The sequence below is a fragment of the Acetomicrobium hydrogeniformans ATCC BAA-1850 genome, from assembly GCF_000160455.2.
GTDB classification, from domain to species: Bacteria; Synergistota; Synergistia; order Synergistales; family Acetomicrobiaceae; genus Acetomicrobium; species Acetomicrobium thermoterrenum.
Map to the genome: position 1 here is coordinate 1,111,308 of NZ_ACJX03000001.1, position 18,898 is coordinate 1,130,205.

The window sequence follows — 18,898 nt, forward strand, 5'->3', positions numbered from 1 at the left end:
AAGTTGGCTCAAATGCTTAATGAAGAAATGATAGCTGAACTGGTAAAAGAGGTTTTAAAGGGTATGAGTTCTTCGGGAGGAGAAGAAAAGGCCCCCACTCCAAAAGAAAGCACGGGACAAAAAGGGAGCCTTTCCGTAAAGGATTATCCCTTAGGTTCCAAAAAGCCCGACACTATAAAGAGTCCAAGGGGCAATGCCTTTAGCGAACTCACCTTAGATGCTGTCTTACAGGGCAAGGCTACCTTTGAGGACTTTCGAATTGCTCCGGAAGCCTTGTTGATGCAGGCGGAAATAGCAGAGTCGGCCGGAAGGCGTCAGGTGGCATCAAATTTAAGAAGAGCTGCCGAATTGACGAAAGTGCCTGATGAAAGGGTGTTGGAGATCTATAACGCACTAAGACCACATAGATCGACCAAGGAAGAACTCGTAGCAATTGCCGATGAGCTTGAGAACAAATATAACGCAACGGCATGTGCCACCTTCGTTAGAGAAGCGGTCTCTGTTTACGAGCGACGCAAACTTTTACGTGGCGATATACCGGAATAGCGGCACAGTTAAAAAGGAGGGTCTTCAGTGCCTATTATTGCTGGCGTTGACATAGGAAATGCTACTACTGAAGTGGCCCTTGCGCGAGTGGAAGATGGCTCGGTGGACTTTATCTCTTCCTCTATTGCCTATACTACGGGAATAAAGGGAACATTGCAGAACGTAACCGGTGTTCGCCGAGCTCTGTCTCTTGCTTTGGAGCAAGCGGGATGGCCGCATGAAGATTTCAAAAGGATCGACATAATACGATTGAACAAGGCTGCTCCTGTGATCGGAGACGTTGCAATGGAGACTATTACCGAAACGATCATTACCGAGTCAACGATGATTGGTCATAATCCATCGACGCCGGGTGGAGTTGGGATTGGCGTTGGAAGGACGATATCGATTTACGATCTCGAAAAGACGAAGCCTGAAGATCCTGTGGTAGTTGTCATTCCAGAAAGCGTTAGTTTTGAAGAGGCTGCAAACATGATCAATCTAGCCTTATCTCGTGGAATAGCCGTCAATGGGGTTATTTGCCAGTCAGACGACGGAGTGCTTATAGCAAACCGGATCAATAAAACTATTCCTATTGTCGACGAAGTCAAGGCAATCGATCGTGTTCCTTTGGGCATGCAGTGCTGTGTGGAGGTAGCTCCTCCGGGAAGATCTGTGGAACTTTTGTCCAATCCTTACGGTATTGCAACTATTTTTGGTTTGTCTTCCGATGAAACTCGTCAGATCGTTCCCGTTGCCAAAGCCCTAATAGGCAACAGGTCAGCCGTTGTGATACGGACACCCTTGGGCGAGGTGAAGGAAAGGCGTATTCCAGCCGGAGAGCTGTATATCCTAGGTCCAACGGGCAAGAGGAGCATCAACATTGACGAAGGCGCCGAGGCGATCATGGAAATTGTCGATGCTAATTGGCCCATTACTGATATTTTTGGCCAACCAGGCACCAACGTTGGAGGAATGATGGAGCGGGTTCGTAAGACCATGTCGGAATTGACGGGTTTGCCTCTGGGGGAGATACACATAAAAGATCTATTGGCAGTCGATACAATGGTTCCTCAGAGAGTCGTGGGAGGCTTGGCAGAGGAATTTGCCATGGAAACCGGAGTGGCTTTGGCCGTAATGGTAGAAGCCCAGGAGCTGCCAATGCAAAAATTGGCCTCTGCAATAGAGTCCGATATGGGCGTAAAAGTCGAAATCGGAGGGGTTGAGGCCGAAATGGCAGTTTTGGGAGCATTGACCACTCCCGGAACGGATGCTCCTCTGGCGGTCTTGGATTTGGGTGCTGGCAGCACCGATGCCTCACTGCTCCGCTCCAATGGTCAGGTAGAACTCATTCATCTGGCGGGCGCGGGTAACATGGTTAACACCATAATTTCCAGCGAATTGGGCATAGATGATATGGAGTTAGTCGAGAACATTAAGGAACATCCTCTATGCAAGGTCGAAAGTGTTTTCCACGTTCGCCTCGAGGATGGAACGGTGAGGTTTTTTGAAAAGCCTCTGGCTCCCGAGCTATTCGGTAGAGTTGCCTTGATGATAAAGGAGGACTTTTTAAGTCCGATTTTGTTGGATACATCTATCGAAAAGATCAGGGATGTAAGGAGGAAAGCGAAGAAAGAGGTCTTCGTGACAAATGCTTTAAGGGCTTTAAAGCGTGTCGCCCCGGCACAAAATATACGTCTCATAGATTTTGTGGTGCTCGTCGGAGGTTCAGCCCTGGATTTCGAAATTCCAAGCATGATCACGGAAGAATTGGCCAAGTATTCCGTCGTTGCCGGGAGAGGGAATATCAGGGGTAGTTTAGGGCCGCGCAATGCTGTGGCGACCGGTCTTGTTCTATCGAGCGCTGGGAGGAAGGCTTTATGACTTGGTGCGGTAGATTGGGCGAGATGAAAGAGGAACGACCGACGATTGTGCTGTTGCTTGACGAGTCCTCCAGGTCTATTGCCGGCGAGGTGGGTATCGGTGCCGAAGAAGAGGGGGTTCCTCTGGCATGGGATGTCATGGAGGGAGATGCCAAAAAGCTCGCATGGGAAGCAGCAAATCGATCCCGTTTGCGGGTCGGAATAGGCGTTACTCAAGAGGGGTGTGCCTTAACCTTAGCAAATCTCGATCCGGGAAAGCCATTAATTTATCACGAGGACGGAGGAGCGCTTCGTTGGTTGGGGCAGGCAGCAGCACGTTTGGTCAAAGGCCTTCCCCTGCCCCCAATGCCCCAATTAGCCAAGAGCACTTTCAATAAGGGTAAGGCCCGCGTACAGGCGAGCGAACAAGAGGTTGCGGCAGTAATCGCTAAAGTTTTGCGACAAATGGGTTTGGCTTAGGAAAGGGGGATCCCCAGTGTGCAGGATATTAAGTTAGCCTTGGGGTTCATAGAGACAATAGGGTTGGTGGCGGCCGTAGTTGCTGCAGATGCTGCTTTAAAAGCCGCAAATATTACCCTGATAGGTCGAGAAAATTCTCAAGGCGGCATGATGACGGTAAAAATTGCAGGAGACGTAAGTGCAGTGAAAGCTGCCCTATCTGCCGCTAAAGCTGCCTCCGAAGGGGTCAATCGAGTATGGTCAATTGATGTTATCCCAAGGCCCGGACGAGGAATTGGTGAGACATTGGCTTATAACAAAGCAACCTTGGGGTCAGAGGAGTGGCTTGATTCGCTTTTTCCTAGCAAAAAGGCAGAAAAGAGCGAGCCAATCGTTTCAGATGAAAAAGAGATTGAGGACGAAGTAGATCGGGCTACACCTCCGAAGCATGATGAAGAATTAAAAGCCGAAGCTACCGAAGTTAAAGAAGATTTTATAAAACCGGAGCAGGACAGAGGGAAGAGATCAAGCAAAACAAGCTCGAAGAGGACGCAGAAAAGAGGCAGTCGAAACGTAAATGTAAATAACAAGGGAGGGGAAACTCATGACTCAGGAAGCCCTGGGAATGATCGAAACTAGAGGACTTATCGGTGCTATAGAGGCAGCGGATGCCATGGTAAAAGCTGCAAATGTCCATTTGGCGGGACAGAGGTTTTCAGGAGCTGGATTGGTGACCGTCATGGTAAGAGGTGACGTTGGAGCGGTAAAAGCAGCTGTCGATGCAGGAGTGGCCGCTGCATCGAGAGTGGGAGAAGTCGTGTCGTCCCATGTCATCCCAAGACCGCATACAGATACCGAGGGCATATTACCCCATGAAGAGGCTCCTAAGACCGAGCCAATTGATGTGCAAAGCGATTAGTTTGATTGCTTTGCAAAGAGAAAATGCTATCTAAGAGGATGTGTTAATTATGGATGAAGCTCTGGTGAGGGAGGTTGTCCGTAGATTATTGGACAGGCTTGACACAGATCCGACGCAGGTTGTAGCCGGAGTTAGCAATCGTCATATTCATCTTACGGAAGTGGATGTCAAGATCTTGTTTGGTGAAGATTATATGTTGACCAAAGTCCGCGATCTTCGTCAGCCGGGGCAATATGCATGTAAGGAGACGGTTACTTTGGCCACAGCGGGCGGGGTATTGGAAAACGTCCGCATTTTGGGGCCTACCAGGAAAAACACGCAGGTTGAGATGGCGCCTTCAGATGCTAGAAAGTTGCATATCGACATACCTCTGGTTAAGAGCGGGTCATCTCAACCCTGCCCTCCCCTTGTCGTAATCGGACCAAATGGGCACATAGTTTTAAAGAAAGGCGTAGGCATGGCTTGGCGTCATATGCACCTTTCTCCCTCAGAAGCAGAAACGCTTGGCCTAAAAGACGGCATGGAGGTAGACGTGGAGGTGGGGGGAGATCGAGGGCTCATTTTCAAAAGGGTGTGGGTTAGAGTAGGTCCAAATATGGTGAGCGAGTTTCATGTGGACATAGATGAGGCAAATGCCTGTGGCTTGAAAACAGGAGATTACGTGAGGGTTTTGGTATGACTTACGGAAATCAAAGCGTCTTGCATGGTGATTTAATCGACGAAAATGTCCTAGGTAAGCTTGCATCTATCGATCAAGCCTTAGGCTGCAGCGAGCCTTTGGCAGATTGGGAGGAGCTTTATCTCGGCTTCGATCTGGGCACCACTAACATGAAGCTTGTCGCATTGAATGAGCGGGGTCAGCCTGTTACCGCTGCTTTATACGACTCCCGTTCTTCCATACGCGATGGCGTAATAGTGGATTATATTGCCGCCATCGATGGCATGGAACGTTGCCTGATGGCATTGAGAGAGCGTTTGGGAATCGATGAATTTCCCGGAGTGGGCGCATCGGCCTACCCGCCGGGGATCTCCAGAAGGACTGCCGAAGTGTGTGCTAATGTGGTAGAGGCCTTGGGATTTTCATGCCTCGGCCTCTACGAAGAACCCGTGGTTGCGGCGGTAGCTTTGGGTTTAAAAAGGGGAGCAATAATAGATATAGGCGGAGGTACGACGGGCATAGCAGTGATTTCAGATGATGAAGTGGTGTATTCTGCTGACGAGCCAACAGGGGGTACCCATGTAACGTTAGTTATTGCCGGTGCTTTGGGCATATCCTTCGACGAAGCCGAAAGGTTAAAACGTGACGTAAATTCCCATAAAAAAGTCTTTAATATAGTCCGTCCCGTATTTGAAAAGATGGGTTTGATTGCAAAGGACCATCTTACCAAAAGCGGCTTTCTCGGGAGAGTACCGGTCGTAGTTGTTGGCGGTGGAGCAAATATGCAAGGTGCCTCGGAAGTTATATCTAAGGTGTTGGGAGTTGAGGCTACCTTGGCTCCATATCCATTGGTTGTGACCCCTAGCGGAATTGCTGAATGCCTGTGGAGGCGATGTCATGGGGGATATTGTAAGTAACGTATGCGATATCGTGATGAAAAGGGTATTTATGCCCAGGGTAGGGGTTCTATGGTCTTCGGAAGGCCCCAAAATGTATCAATGGCAATCATGTGACGAGGTAACATGGGTACATTATGTGCCAGAGAATTTTTCCGAGGTGTTTAAAGTCGACAATAATCCCTGTTATTTCGTGGAATCCCTGGAAGACCCGCGGCGTGAATCTGCTACGTTATCGGCCTTGGCGATACCGATGGCCTCCATGCAGCTGATTTCCGAAATATATTTGGGAATCCCCTATTCTGCTGCTGGGTTGCTCGTCGATGGTTGCCTTGAAAAGGGCATGCCGGTCGTACTCCATATTGGCTCCGTCAAGTGTCATCCGGAAACGACTGCAGCGAAGAAAGGCACCTTTGAAGATATTTTATTGAAACTTTCCAAAAAGGGCATTGCTGTAATTGCGGGCGATGAATTCGTTAGAAAAGAAGATGGGGTCAGCAAAGCCTTGTATGTCGAAGAGGAAGGCTGGATAAGTTGGTGTGAAATAGCAGATCGCCTGTCAGGCGTTTGTAAAGTGCTTTTGGGCAAGAAGACTCGCTTGACCGATGAGGCTTTGGACAGACTCCGGTCTCTCGGCATTAAAGTGGAGGAGAGATGACGATGGCCCTTCAATGGGAGCTCATAGTTGCACCCTCCCCTTCATGTAAGAGGATTTTGATGAACCGAATTATGAAAAGTATGCCTGTTGATCAAAAGGAGCTGCTCAACAGAGTGAAGTGGGGCGCAGTTTTGCTATTGCAGGGAATGGTAGCACAGACGATAGCTGCTGTAGATATAGCTACTGACATCGCTTCAGTAGAGGCATTTGAGGTAATGGGAAATTGTCCTCAGCACATGCCGGCTGTAGCTATTGTCGGGTCTGTGAGCGAAGTGGAAAGGGCTCTTGAAGCTTTAAAGAGTGGGGGTAAATTGCTGTGAAGCTGGGCAAGGTGATAGGTCAAATTGTTTCGACCCGTAAAGATGAAAGGCTTGTAGGCCATAAATTGCTGCTTGTTCAATTTCTGGAACCGACAAAGGATGGAAAACTTGCGATTGCCCGTAGCGACGGTCGCGTCGAAGTTTCCGTTGATCTTGTGGGCGCAGGTGTGGGAGAGACGGTCCTTCTCTGTTCGGGTAGCTCGGCCAGAAACGCTACTGGAGTAATAGATGCTCCAATTGACTACGCCATCGTGGGAATTATCGATACCGTTGACGTGTTTTACGACGAATAGGTGCAGGAGCCGTAGAGGGTTATGGTGAGAATATATACCAAAAGGGGCGACTTGGGAGAAACGTCTCTCTACGATGGTACCAAGGTCAGAAAGGACGATCCGAGGATCATCTTAAACGGCACCTTGGATGAAGTGACCTCTGCTTTGGGAATTGCTCAATCAAAGGCACCTTCTAAGGTTTCGAATTGGATTGCAGAACTTCAGGCTGAATTGATAGAGGTCATGGCTTACATTGCTCGCGGGAAGGCTGACAAAGGAAGGGTGTCGTCAACCGAACTGGAAAGACGTATCGATCATCTTATCAGCGAATACCCTTTTTATAATAAATTCGTTCTTCCCGGAGACGATGAAACAAGCGCAGCTCTTCACCTTGCGAGGGCATTTGCAAGAAGGGCCGAAAGAGTAGGTCTTAAATCCCTTGAGTCCAATTTAATCGACGGAGAGGCCTATAGATATCTGAATAGGCTTTCCGATTATATATATGTCCTGGCTGTTTCGGCCTACTGGGAGAGCGCTATAAGAAAAATTACAAAATTGGTGGTGACCAAAATGAACAAAGACATAAGTGGCCTTGATGCACAGCGGGCGCGCGAACTGATAAATGAAGGGCGCAGAAAGGCACAAGAGATAGGAGTTCCGATGGCCATGGCAGTTTGTGATTCCTACGGTTTTTTGATTGCTTTCGAGAGAATGGAGGGCGTTCTTCAAGTCAGTCTGGGTCTTGCGCCCAAAAAAGCCTCTACCGCCATAAAGCTGAAGATGTCCACTGAGGCATTGTCTCGCTTAGTGCAACCGGGCAAGGATCTTTACGGTCTTCAAAATGACCCCGAGCTGGTGGTATTCGGTGGGGGTCTGCTGCTGAAGGATGGTGCGGAGATTGTAGGTGCAGTTGGAGTAAGCGGAGGATCTGTTGAGCAAGATGTAAGCGTTGCCGAAGCCATGGTCAGAGCGTGGGAGCGTTAGGGGGGATCTTTATGGAATCAGTTCGGGTAGATGATCTTGTTAAAAAAATTGTCGAGAAGGTAACGAAGGAACTGGCTCAGGAGGCCAAAGGTCGAACTTCTGTTGGGGAAATCGTAGGAGCTGCCGTCGAAGCCCAAAGGGCATGGCAATGGGATTACAACCTCGATGCTCGAACTAAAATCCTATCGGCGATCAAGTCGAAGCTCCTGCCCCACGCTGAAGAGCTGGCCAAGCTTGCGCGAGACGATACGGATATGGGCCGTTTAGATGATAAGATATTAAAGAAAAAACTTGCAATTACCAAAACGCCAGGACCCGAATACTTCACTACCAAGGCAATATCAGGAGACAACGGCCTTATACTGGAGGAGTTGGCTCCCTTCGGAGTCATAGCCTCGATAACGCCATCCACCAATCCGGTAGCCACCGTAATAAACAATACTATCTGTATGTTGTCAGGGGGCAACGGGGTAGTATTCTCACCCCACCCAGGTGCACTGCGTTGTACCTTAAGAACTGTAGAGCTGATCAGAGGCATTTTGGCCGAGGAGGGGGCGCCAGTCGAGGTGGTGTCGGTGTTGAGTGATGCGTCTCTGGATAGCTTAAAGGAGTTAATGTCCCATCCGGACATTAAGCTGATATCAGCCACAGGAGGACCAGGAGTGGTAAGGGCTGCCCTTTCTTCAGGAAAACCAGCTATAGGAGCAGGCCCCGGCAACCCCCCGGTCCTGGTCGACGAGACGGCGCATCTCGAAAAAGCAGCCAAGGACGTAATCGCAGGTGCTTCCTTTGACAACAACCTTCCCTGCATCGCGGAAAAGGAACTGATAGCCGTCAATTGCATTGCAGACGATTTAAAAGAGCTGATGTGTCATAACGGGGCGTACGAATTAAAGGATCGATCGAAGATAGCTGATTTGGTAGAGCTGGTGTTGACAAAGGATCACAAGATAAAAAAGGATATGGTTGGCAAAAATGCCTCAGTATACCTGGAAAAATTGGGCATTACCCCTCCCCCCAATGTGCGGCTTATATTAGTTGAATGCGACGAAAAACATCCCTTCGTTCAGGAAGAGCTAATGATGCCGATACTTGCCATGGTAAGAGTTGCTGATTTCAGAGAGGGACTGGCCATGGCAAAGCGCGTAGAACACGGCTTCAAGCATTCTGCCATAATCCACAGCACCAACATAGACAACATGAGCGATATGGCTAAAACTATGGAGACGTCCATGTTCGTAAAGAACGCTCCATCCTTTGCCTCCATCGGTGTAGGAGGCGATTGTCCCACAGCCTTTACCATCGGGACCACTACAGGGCATGGTCCTACGACACCATTGTCCTTCTGCAGAATTAGGCGGTGTCTGCTCCATGGGGCTTTTCGCATAGTTTAGGCGGGCGACACTTATGACTAAAGATGAATTGATCGAGCTTGTAAGATATGCAGGTGTTGTAGGCGCAGGAGGAGCGGGATTCCCCACCCATGTGAAGCTTCAGGCTACAGATATAGATACCTACGTCATAAACGGCGCTGAATGCGAGCCGCTCCTTTACGTAGATCAGACCTTGATGTTAAATTGGGCCTCCTATTTGATAGCTGCATCTAAGGCCATGTCGTCTGCCATGGGGTGTAAGGTCGTTTTTGGGGTAAAACAAAAACATGGCGACTGCATAAGCGCCTTGCAGGCTGCGGGAGGCGATGTATGCGTTTTAGGCGATTACTATCCGGCCGGAGATGAGGTTATCCTGCTTCACGAGTGCGTCGGCCGTATTGTCCCTGAGGGCGGCTTGCCGCTCCATGTGGGTGCCATCGTAAACAACGTGGAGACGCTTTACAATATAGGTCGGGCTTTAGAGGGAAAACCCGTAACTCATAGCTTCGTTCAGGTCGGAGGAGCGGTCAGTTCTCCAGGTGTATGGAGCGTTCCCCTGGGAGTGGAGGCCTCAAAGTTGGTCAAGGCTGCCGGGGGACCGACCATTGATGAGCCCGTGTTTGTGGACGGTGGCCCAATGATGGGGCAATATCACAAAGATGCAAATTTCCCCGTCACCAAGATGACAAAGGCCATATTGGTACTGCCGTCAAACTCCGCCTTTGCAAGGTACGAGAACATGCCAGTCAGCGTAATGCTTAGGCAGGCTCGCGTGGCCTGTTGCCAATGTAACGAGTGTACCATGGTTTGTTCTCGCTATCTTATAGGCTACGACCTTCGTCCCCATAAGATTATGCAGGCCATGGCGTATGAATCCATGAGATTACCCGAGATAGTCCAGTCGGCCATGCTTTGTTCGGAATGCAATTTGTGCAGCGGCCTTTATGCATGTCCCATGCACCTTTCCCCAAGGCGGGTAAATCAGGTGATAAAGGGAGCCATGAGGCAGCAGGGGGTAAAGCCACAGTTCGAGAAAAAGGCGATATATCCTAGAGCAGAAAGGCCCTTCAGGTTGGTCCCGACCAAGAGGTTGATGTCGCGCCTGGGTTTGGACACATACGACGTACATCCTCACTTTAACGGCGAGTTTGTGGCTGAAAGGGTGAAGATACCTCTTAAACAACATACTGGTGCACCGTCTGTTCCCGTCGTGTCGTTGCATGATGAGGTTCAGGAGGGAGATTTGATAGCCAAGCTGCCGGATAATGCCTTGGGAGCTAACGCCCATGCCTCCATCAGCGGCTTGGTCGAGGAGATAACCTCGGAATATATTGCGATTAGGGCTTCAGGCCTGTAGGGGGATGGTTGCCATGGAAAGGGCTATAGGAACTTTCGAACTTATAAGTGTGGCAAGGGGTGTAGCGACGGTTGATACTATGCTTAAGGCAGCTAACGTGAAGCTGTTTCATGCCTCACCAATATGCCCCGGGAAATACCTGATCGTGGTATGGGGACAGGTGAGTGCCGTCAAAAACGCCTTAAACGCAGGAAAGCAAGTGGCAGAGGAGATGTTGACAGACGAGATGCTGCTTCCAAACGTTCACCCTTCCGTCTTTCCTGCTCTGGCATGCACTACAGAAGTAGGCGATATGGGAGCATTGGGCGTGGTAGAAGCGTTGGCTGCTCCATGCATCATAGAGGCAGCAGATGCGGCTGCCAAGGCTGCTAAGGTAGTTTTGATAGAGATCAGGTTGGGAAGGGGCATGGGGGCTAAGTCCTTCTTCTCCATGGGAGGAGATATTTCTGAGGTCAAGACGGCCCTTACGGTTGCTAAAGAGCTGGTCGCAAGCAAGGGTTTGCTTGTGGATACATCTTTTATCCCCAATCCCCATCCCGATCTGAAGGGTGCAGTTTTGTAACCTATTTTAAACTTATAAGGAGGAATTGAAATGACCAGAATAATGATAGCCCCGGGCAGGTATGTCCAGGGAGCAGGGGCAATGAACGAGGTCGGAAAACACGTAGCATTGCTTGGCAAAAAGGCATTGGTGCTTGGCGGAAAACGAGGTCTAGATTCCGTTAGGGATGCCATGAAGAAAAGTTTTTCCGAAAACGGCATAGAATATTTTGAAGAGCACTTTGGCGGGGAATGCTGCGACCAGGAAATCGACAGGCTAACGGCGATTGCCAAGCAAAGCGGTGCTGACGTTATAGTTGGCGTTGGCGGAGGAAAGGCGCTTGACACTGCTAAGGCCGTTGCCGAGTACATGAAGGTCCCCGTGGCCTCAATACCCACCATAGCAGCAACGGACGCTCCTTGCAGTGCACTGGCCGTCATTTATACACCTGAAGGCGTATTTGAAAGGTATTTCGTCCTTCCCCATAATCCCAATTTGGTGTTGGTGGATACCAATATAATTGCTAAAGCTCCAACCAGGTTGCTTGTGTCCGGCATGGGAGACGCCTTAGCTACGTGGTTTGAGGCAGAAGCGTGCAGCTTCACGAAGGCCCCCAACATGCCCGGAGGCGAGGGGACTGCCGCAGCACTGGCCTTGGCCAAACTCTGTTACGAATTGTTATTGGAATACGGCTTGGATGCCAAGATCGCCTGCGAAGCCCACGCCGTGACTCCTGCATTGGAAAAGATCGTCGAAGCCAATACCCTTCTTTCCGGCTTGGGGTTTGAAAGCAGCGGGCTTGCCGCCGCTCATGCAGTCCACGACGGGATGACAGTCCTGGAAGAGACGCATAAAGCCTATCATGGGGAGAAGGTATCCTTTGGCACGTTGACGCAGTTGGTGCTTCAGGACGCAGATCCTGACACCATATATGAGGTGCTGGATTTCGCATGCTCAATTGGTCTTCCGGTAACACTAAAGCAGCTTGGGCTCAAGGAGGTAAGCTACGAGAAATTGTTCCCGGCTGCTGAAGCTGCCTGTGCGGAAGGCACCACCATGGCAAATATGCCGTTCAAAGTGACCCCGGAAATGGTCGCAAATGCCATGCTTGGCGCCGATGCATTGGGGAGGGCCTTCTTGGAAGAGTAAGTAAGATACTTAGATGACATAGCTAATCGGTCCCCGCAATGAAAGTTTGTAAGCGGGGACCATTTTTTGTCTGTATATCGAGCCTGTACTTAAAACTATTTTAATAAGCTAAACCATATTTGTGATGTTGAAAGATAGTTAATGTTGTATAATGAACAAAGGTTATCTGTCAGTTTTCTACTGTGTGAATGACTTATTTCTGCTGTATCGTCGTTAGGGGGTTTATTAATGATTCGTCATCGACTTGGGCTTATTGTAAATCCCATTGCCGGCATGGGAGGTAAGTTGGGATTGAAGGGCACAGACGGCCAGGAGGTTTTACGGATCTGCAGGGAAAAGGGGGCAATAGCTGAGGCGCCCAAAAAGGCCGTAGAAGCACTCCTCCGGCTAGCCCCCTTAAAAAGCGAAATAGAGATAGTCACATACCCTGGAGAGATGGGCGAGATCGAGGCAAAAGATGCAGGTTTTAACCCTACCGTTATAGGCAAGATCACCCCGGGAGAAACTACCTCGGAAGATACAAGAAGAGCAGCAAAAGAGATAGCAGATTATGGAGTGGAGATATTGTTGTTTGCCGGCGGAGACGGAACTGCCAGAGACGTATATTCGGCTATAAAAGAAAAAAGGCAACCTGTTTTGGGAATTCCGGCGGGCGTTAAAATCCATTCCGGTGTATTTGCAATAAATCCAAGGAGAGCGGGCGAGCTTGCTCTCCTTTATTTGCAGGGAAAGACAAAGGATGTAAAGGAAGCGGAAGTCATGGATATAGACGAAGAGGCCTTCCGCAAAGGCCGGGTTAGTGCTGCCCTTTACGGATATTTGTTCATTCCTCACGAGAGGACTTTCGTTCAAAGCAAGAAGGCGGGGCAAGCAGCTTCTGACGCGATGGACCTGGAGGGAATATCCTATTACATTTTGGATCATATGGAGAAGCACAAGGATGCCCTTTACATTTTGGGCCCCGGCACAACAACGAGGGCCATTAAAGAGAAGTTAGGAGAAGGCTACACGTTGCTTGGTGTTGACGTCGCCAAGGGCAAGAGACTTGTATCCTTCGATGCCGACGAAGAAAAATTGCTCGAAATTCTATCGGATGCCAAAGAAGCCTTTATAGTCGTCACGATAATTGGGGGACAGGGATATATATTTGGAAGGGGCAATCAACAGATCAGTCCAAAGGTCATAAGAAAGGTCGGTCTTGACAACCTCATCGTAATTTCGACGCGCAACAAGGTATCGGCCTTGGGCCATAATCCCCTTCTGGTCGACACGGGAGACGAAGAGCTGGATCGAGCACTCTGCGGATATATTAGAGTGGTTACGGGATATCTCGAGCAGCGCATTATGAAAGTCTCAGCTTAAATTTAAGGGAGGAGGTTTTGGCGTGTAGTTAAGTGAAATAACGTCATCCCTACACAGGGCACTGTCAGAACTTTTGTCCATTAGCGAGCTTAAATCAAAGGACATACTCGTCGTTGGATGCAGTACCAGCGAGATTTTGGGAAAAAAGATAGGTTCGGCATCGAATCTTGAGATTGCCAAGGCTGTTATGGACGGCATTAGGCCTCTTGTCAAGAAATTTGATTTATACCTCGCAGTGCAGTGTTGTGAGCATTTGAATAGATCTCTTGTCGTAGAGGGAGAGTGCGCTGAGAAATATCAGCTCGAGATTGTTACCGTCCTGCCTCACCTCAAAGCCGGTGGTGCCCTGGCGGTGACGGCTTACGGAGAATTCAAAGACCCAAGGGTAGTTGAAGGCATAAGGGGTCATGCGGGAATCGACATTGGAGATACAATGATAGGAATGCATCTCAAACATGTTGCTGTCCCGGTCAGGAGCGAGATTAAAAAGATTGGCGCTGCCAACCTGGTCATGGCAAGAACGAGACCAAAATTAATTGGAGGAGAGAGGGCTCAATATCCCTCTTACTACAAAAAATGATCTCATCAATACCAAAAGCAAAAGCCAACCTGGATGTCGCTTTGATCAACATGCCCTTCGCCAGTTTTAGGCAACCTTCCTTTGCCCTCGGTATTTTAAAAAGCGCTTTGAAAGATGAATTCAACGTCAAGGTTTTTGATTTCAACGTTACTTTTTCTGAAAAGATCGGTGTAGATTTGTATGATAAAATATCTACATGGCATATTGTAGATTTGCTTGGAGACAGGCTGTTTGCCGAAATGCTGTATGGTAATAATATTCCTACATTCGAGGAATATATTGGCCAAGTGCTCATAGGAAATTTAAAGGAGCATAAAGCACCATACGATAAACCTGCCGTTGACGCTCATCTTTACGATGAACTTTTAAAGGTTCAAAGCTCGGCAGGCCCTTTTTTAGAAGAAATTACAAAGGTCGTCGCAAAGGAAAGGCCGAAAATAGTAGCTTTCACAAGCATGTTTCATCAGCAGGTCGCCTCTTTGGCGTTGGCAAGGAGGATAAAAGAGGTTCTCCCAAACACCACAGTGGTCTTTGGTGGGGCCAATTGCAAAGGAGCGATGGGCCTGGAATTTTTGGCGAAACATCCCTTCGTGGATGCCATATGTCTAGGAGAGGGCGATACTTCATTTAAAAAATTCGTCGGTCTCTGCCTTGAAGGTTTAAACTTAGGCGGCCTGTCCAAGGTAGATGGAATTGTAACTCCTATGGATCTGAAAAGCGAAGGTGCAAAATTTTCTGATCATTGTCGTCATGTTTTGGAGATGGATATGGGTTTGGTACCAATTCCGGATTACGATGATTTTGCGAACATTTATAGAAAAAGAAGGTCCGATTCGCGAGGAAAGCCGAGGTTGTTTTTCGAGATGTCCAGGGGTTGTTACTGGGGCCAGAAAAAAAGGTGTATCTTTTGCGGCCAATCGAGCGAGACGCTTGTCTTCAGAAAGAAAAACAGAGGCAGAATAGTCTCAGAAGTAAGAACTCTTGCAAGCAAATACGAGGGCTTTAGTTTATGCGCAAGCGACGAATCGGCCGATAAGGAAATGCTCGAGGCTTTGGCGGATGCGCTGTCCGCATTTGAAAAAAAGCCGGAAATCATTTATCTCCAGGTAAGGCCGGACATTGACTTTGGATTACTTGAGAAGCTATCTGCCTGTGGGCTAAAAAGGCTCGAAGTCGGCATTGAATCCTTAAGCTCAAGGGTTTTGTCCATAATTGGCAAAGGAGTGAGTGCACTTCAAAACATAGCATTTCTCAAAGGGTGTCGCGAAGCAAAAATAATGCCGGTGTGGAACTTTCTATGGGGTTTCCCGGGCGAACCTGTGGAGGCTTACGAAAACATGGCGAAGCTAGTGCCCCTGTTGACTCATTTACATCCGCCCAACTATGCTGGTCAATTCAGGCTAGACCGCTTTAGTCCCTGTTTCGAAGATCCCTCGGGATATGGTATAAAGGACGTAAGTCCCTATCCATCCTATTCTTACGTTTACCCCTTTGATGATGAATCAGTGAGCAATCTTGCCTCTTTTTTTACCTTCGAATATCAGGTTCCCCAAAATTGCGCCGAGTATACCCATGAACTTATGGAAAACATATTTTTCTGGAAGGAAATTCATCCCAAAAGTTCGCTTTGTTTTTCACGCTACGAAGAAGGGCTCATAATCGACAGAAGGTCCGGTGAGGGTGAATGGCACATAAAGCTTGATCCCTTTACATTGGCGGTTTGCAAAGCTTGCAGTAAGCCCGTGACCATTGAGGCTATCGCGTTAAGTTTAAGCGAAAAAGGTTTCGTAGAAGATGAAGATAAGATTAAGCAATCTATTATCAATTTAATAAAATATGGTATGGTATTAAAGGAAGGTGAGATGTTATTGAGCCTTGTGACTGAAGAAGAGGTGATGCCCTGAGGAAATGTATCTGGTTATTTAGCGCTTCAAAATTTATCATTTGGGAGGGGTAACAGCATGGAAGAGAAGGAAAAGAGAAGGGCTCATCCTTATATCCCCAATTCCGTTCCCGAAATTAAGGAGGAGTTGCTGAAGGAAATAGGGATTGAAAGCGCGGAAGATATTTTCGGTCAAATTCCAGAACATTTAAGGCTTAAAAGGCCTCTAAACATCCCCAAGGCAATCACATCCGAATACGAGCTTAAAAAACACGTAACGAACCTGCTTTCCAAGAACAAAAATTGCGAGGAATACCTAAACTTTCTGGGCGGCGGATGCTGGCAGCATTACGTGCCGGCAGTTTGTAAGACCATAATGGAAAGGGATGAATTTTTGTCCGCCTATGTAGGAGAGGCCTTCGCAGATCACGGCAAATTTCAGGCCCAGTTTGAATACGCAAGCTGCATAGGTGAACTGGTCGACATGGATATGGTGAACACTCCTACCTACGATTGGGCCATGGCATGTGCCACCACCGTAAGGATGGCATCGCGCATGACGGGAAGAGGCAAGGCATTGGTGGCCGAATCGATCAGCCCTGAGCGGCTGTCATGCATCAAAAACTACGCATGGTCTGCGACCCCGGATATAGAGACGGTCAAGTACGATCCGAAAACCGGCTTGCTTGACGTTGACGACTTAAAGAGCAAACTGTCCGACGATGTTTGCGTCTTGTATATGGAAAACCCAAATTTCTTCGGCGTCATAGAAAGCCGGGGACAGGAGATAGCCGACCTTCTTCATTCTAAGGGGGCGTTGCTGTCGGTAGGCGTGGATCCAATTTCTTTGGGCGTACTTGAACCGCCTGCTCACTACGGTGCCGATTTTGCCTGTGGTGATGTGCAGCCTCTTGGCATTCCCATGAGCTATGGCGGCGGCTTGGGTGGATTTATTGCTACTCCCGACGAGCCCAAGTTCGTGGCGGAGTATCCCTCTTTGCTGTTTGGGATTGCGGAGACAGTGGAAGAGGGAGAATACGGATTTGGCGAGGTCTTGTACGAGAGAACGTCTTATGCATCTCGCGATAAGGCCAAGGACTTCTTGGGTACGATGGCCCAGCTTCACGGCATCGTGGCAGGCGTTTACATGGCTTTGATGGGACCGCAGGGAATGAAGGAATTAGGCGAGGGATTGCTTCAGAGGGCTTCTTATGCCGCTAAAAAGCTTTCGTCCATCAAGGGAGTTAAGGCGCCGCTCTTTGATTCCTATCACTTTAAAGAATTTACGGTCAATTTCGACGGGACAAAAAAGACGGTTGCAGAGATAAATAAAGCCTTGCTTGACCACAAAATATTTGGGGGCAAAGACCTGTCGAAGGACTTCCCTGAAATGGGGCAAAGCGCCCTCTTTTGCGTGACGGAGCTTCACAGCAAAGAGGACATAGACATGCTGGCGGATGCTCTGGCCTCCGTCGTAGGCATGTAATGGTAGGAGGGGATATGAGATGGAGGACGTTAAATTGAGAAATTTCCATCAGGCCCATTGGAACGAGCCGATAATATTTGAGCTCTCCGTCCCGGGGCGAAGGGGTCTAATCCCTCCGGCTCCGGACGAGGAAATCAAGAAGGAGGCGGGCGATGCGAAAAATCTCGTGCCAAAGGGGATGTTTCGAGAGCAACTTCCGGCATTGCCCGAGTTAGATCAAAAGAGGGTCTTAGCGCATTATATCCACCTCGCCCAGGAGACACTTGGGGCAAACCTGTGTAATGACATAAGCCAAGGAACGTGCACGATGAAATATAACCCCAGGATCAACGAAGAACTGGCGGCACATCCGGGTATAGCTTCCCTTCATCCCTGGCAGGATGTGGATACCGTTCAAGGGATACTTCAAATGTATTACGAATTCGAGGAGATCCTCAAAGAAATCTCCGGGATGGACAAGTTCAGTTTGCATCCACAGGGCGGAGCTCATGCCGTTTATACGGCAGCAAGCATAATGAGGGCTTATCATCGCGATCGAGGCGAGTTGGATAAACGCAGGGAAATCATAAGCGCAGCCTTTACGCACCCCTGTGATCACGCAGCCCCTGCAACGGCTGGCTTCAGGCTGATAATCCTTCCTCCCAGCGAAAACGGCTATCCTTCAATAGAAGCGGTCAAGGCTGCCGTATCGGAAAGGACCGCCGGGATGTTCATAACCAACCCCGAGGATACGGGGATATACAACACGGAGATCGACCAATTCGTCAAGATAGTACACGATGCAGGCGGCCTGTGCTTTTACGACCAGGCAAACGCAAACGTCCTTCTGGGAATAGCAAGGGCACGCGAGGCCGGATTTGACATGTGCCACTTCAATATTCACAAGACCTTCGGCACTCCTCACGGCTGTTCGGGGCCAGGCTTAGGTGCACTGGGCGTAAGGGATTACCTGGCAAAGTACTTGCCCTTCCCAACGGTCGAATACGACGGGGAAAAGTATTACCTCGATTTCGACAGGCCGGAAAGCGTGGGCAAAATAAGGCAGTTTCAAGGTCCTGCAGGGGTATTGGTGCGCGCCTATGCCTGGATCAGGGCCGTAGGTCAGGAATACCTCAAGGAAGTATCCGAGATATCTACGATAAACCACAATTACCTGCAAAAGAAGCTGCAGGAATTGATCCCTGAAATGGACGTACCTTACGCACCAGGAAGAAGACGCCTTGAGGAAGCCCGTTACTGTTGGCAGAAGTTGTTCGAGGCGACGGGAGTTAGCACGACGGATATCATGAGACGAGTGGGCGACTTTGGATTGCAGCATTACTGGACGAGCCATCATCCCTGGGTGGTTCCCGAGCCCATGACGCTTGAGCCCTGTGAAAGCTACGGTAAGGAGGATTTGGATGAATACGCAGCAGTTTTAAAACACATTCGCGATGAGGCCTACTCCAATCCTGAAGTTGTGAAAAATGCGCCTCATAAGTGCGCATCCCACAAGTTGGCCGATGAGTCTGCGCTGGATGATCCCAAGCGTTGGGCAACCACATGGAGAGCGTACATAAAGAAAAAGGGTCGAACCTAAACCAGTTGGACGAAGTAGAGTAGATAGAAATATAAT

20 protein-coding genes are annotated in these 18,898 nt (G+C 49.0%); all 20 read left to right on the forward strand.

Annotated elements, in window-relative coordinates; all coding sequences use genetic code 11:
• The first annotated feature begins 12 nt into the window (after nucleotides 1–12).
• A complete protein-coding gene (locus HMPREF1705_RS05325) occupies nucleotides 13–546 on the forward strand; it encodes a diol dehydratase small subunit (RefSeq protein ID WP_009201837.1) in 534 nt (177 codons plus the stop codon).
• A 27-nt stretch (nucleotides 547–573) separates the two neighbouring features.
• On the forward strand, nucleotides 574–2,409 hold the full coding sequence (locus HMPREF1705_RS05330; protein WP_009201836.1) for a diol dehydratase reactivase subunit alpha: 1,836 nt from the start codon (nucleotides 574–576) through the stop codon (nucleotides 2,407–2,409).
• The gene (locus HMPREF1705_RS05335; RefSeq protein ID WP_009201835.1) at nucleotides 2,406–2,867 is read left to right on the forward strand and encodes a glycerol dehydratase reactivase beta/small subunit family protein; all 462 of its coding nucleotides are present in this window, start codon (nucleotides 2,406–2,408) and stop codon (nucleotides 2,865–2,867) included. Before HMPREF1705_RS05330 ends, HMPREF1705_RS05335 begins: the two co-directional genes overlap by 4 nt.
• Before the next feature lie 18 nt (nucleotides 2,868–2,885).
• Entirely contained in the window at nucleotides 2,886–3,485 is a 600-nt protein-coding gene (locus HMPREF1705_RS11135) for a BMC domain-containing protein (RefSeq protein WP_009201834.1), read from the forward strand.
• A complete protein-coding gene (locus tag HMPREF1705_RS05345) occupies nucleotides 3,451–3,765 on the forward strand; it encodes a BMC domain-containing protein (RefSeq protein WP_040348276.1) in 315 nt (104 codons plus the stop codon). The genes HMPREF1705_RS11135 and HMPREF1705_RS05345 overlap by 35 nt, the downstream gene beginning before the upstream one ends.
• 49 nt (nucleotides 3,766–3,814) lie before the next feature.
• A complete protein-coding gene (locus HMPREF1705_RS05350; protein WP_009201832.1) occupies nucleotides 3,815–4,444 on the forward strand; it encodes a PduL/EutD family phosphate acyltransferase in 630 nt (209 codons plus the stop codon).
• Nucleotides 4,441–5,340 (forward strand): ethanolamine utilization protein EutJ, encoded by a 900-nt coding sequence (eutJ, locus tag HMPREF1705_RS05355; RefSeq protein WP_009201831.1) that lies wholly within the window; start codon nucleotides 4,441–4,443, stop codon nucleotides 5,338–5,340. The genes HMPREF1705_RS05350 and eutJ overlap by 4 nt, the downstream gene beginning before the upstream one ends.
• The gene (locus HMPREF1705_RS05360; protein WP_009201830.1) at nucleotides 5,321–5,977 is read left to right on the forward strand and encodes a hypothetical protein; all 657 of its coding nucleotides are present in this window, start codon (nucleotides 5,321–5,323) and stop codon (nucleotides 5,975–5,977) included. The genes eutJ and HMPREF1705_RS05360 overlap by 20 nt, the downstream gene beginning before the upstream one ends.
• A gap of 2 nt (nucleotides 5,978–5,979) precedes the next feature.
• The gene (locus HMPREF1705_RS05365; protein WP_040348275.1) at nucleotides 5,980–6,297 is read left to right on the forward strand and encodes a hypothetical protein; all 318 of its coding nucleotides are present in this window, start codon (nucleotides 5,980–5,982) and stop codon (nucleotides 6,295–6,297) included.
• Complete coding sequence (locus tag HMPREF1705_RS05370) at nucleotides 6,294–6,590, forward strand: EutN/CcmL family microcompartment protein (protein ID WP_009201828.1); 297 nt, start codon at nucleotides 6,294–6,296, stop codon at nucleotides 6,588–6,590. The genes HMPREF1705_RS05365 and HMPREF1705_RS05370 overlap by 4 nt, the downstream gene beginning before the upstream one ends.
• Before the next feature lie 21 nt (nucleotides 6,591–6,611).
• Complete coding sequence (locus HMPREF1705_RS05375; RefSeq protein ID WP_009201827.1) at nucleotides 6,612–7,553, forward strand: cob(I)yrinic acid a,c-diamide adenosyltransferase; 942 nt, start codon at nucleotides 6,612–6,614, stop codon at nucleotides 7,551–7,553.
• Nucleotides 7,554–7,564: 11 nt separating this feature from the next.
• Nucleotides 7,565–8,947, forward strand: coding sequence for an aldehyde dehydrogenase family protein (locus HMPREF1705_RS05380; protein WP_057940750.1), 1,383 nt, complete (start codon nucleotides 7,565–7,567; stop codon nucleotides 8,945–8,947).
• 13 nt (nucleotides 8,948–8,960) lie between these two features.
• Nucleotides 8,961–10,283 carry a 4Fe-4S dicluster domain-containing protein gene (locus HMPREF1705_RS05385; protein WP_009201825.1) on the forward strand — a complete coding sequence of 441 codons (1,323 nt, stop codon included), beginning with the start codon at nucleotides 8,961–8,963 and terminating at the stop codon, nucleotides 10,281–10,283.
• A gap of 13 nt (nucleotides 10,284–10,296) precedes the next feature.
• Nucleotides 10,297–10,845, forward strand: a complete 549-nt coding sequence (locus tag HMPREF1705_RS05390) for a BMC domain-containing protein (RefSeq protein ID WP_040348271.1) — start codon at nucleotides 10,297–10,299, stop codon at nucleotides 10,843–10,845.
• A gap of 30 nt (nucleotides 10,846–10,875) precedes the next feature.
• Nucleotides 10,876–11,973 carry a glycerol dehydrogenase gene (locus HMPREF1705_RS05395; protein ID WP_009201823.1) on the forward strand — a complete coding sequence of 366 codons (1,098 nt, stop codon included), beginning with the start codon at nucleotides 10,876–10,878 and terminating at the stop codon, nucleotides 11,971–11,973.
• A 228-nt stretch (nucleotides 11,974–12,201) separates the two neighbouring features.
• Entirely contained in the window at nucleotides 12,202–13,335 is a 1,134-nt protein-coding gene (locus HMPREF1705_RS05400; RefSeq protein WP_057940751.1) for an ATP-NAD kinase family protein, read from the forward strand.
• 61 nt (nucleotides 13,336–13,396) lie between these two features.
• Nucleotides 13,397–13,915: a TIGR01440 family protein gene (locus tag HMPREF1705_RS05405; RefSeq protein ID WP_262349492.1), complete on the forward strand. Its 519-nt coding sequence runs from the start codon at nucleotides 13,397–13,399 to the stop codon at nucleotides 13,913–13,915.
• A gap of 50 nt (nucleotides 13,916–13,965) precedes the next feature.
• Nucleotides 13,966–15,819 carry a RiPP maturation radical SAM C-methyltransferase gene (locus HMPREF1705_RS05410; RefSeq protein ID WP_242603603.1) on the forward strand — a complete coding sequence of 618 codons (1,854 nt, stop codon included), beginning with the start codon at nucleotides 13,966–13,968 and terminating at the stop codon, nucleotides 15,817–15,819.
• Nucleotides 15,820–15,876: 57 nt separating this feature from the next.
• Nucleotides 15,877–17,283 (forward strand): aminomethyl-transferring glycine dehydrogenase subunit GcvPA, encoded by a 1,407-nt coding sequence (gene gcvPA, locus HMPREF1705_RS05415; protein WP_009201819.1) that lies wholly within the window; start codon nucleotides 15,877–15,879, stop codon nucleotides 17,281–17,283.
• A 19-nt stretch (nucleotides 17,284–17,302) separates the two neighbouring features.
• A complete protein-coding gene (gene gcvPB / locus HMPREF1705_RS05420) occupies nucleotides 17,303–18,862 on the forward strand; it encodes an aminomethyl-transferring glycine dehydrogenase subunit GcvPB (RefSeq protein ID WP_009201818.1) in 1,560 nt (519 codons plus the stop codon).
• Nucleotides 18,863–18,898: the final 36 nt, after the last annotated feature.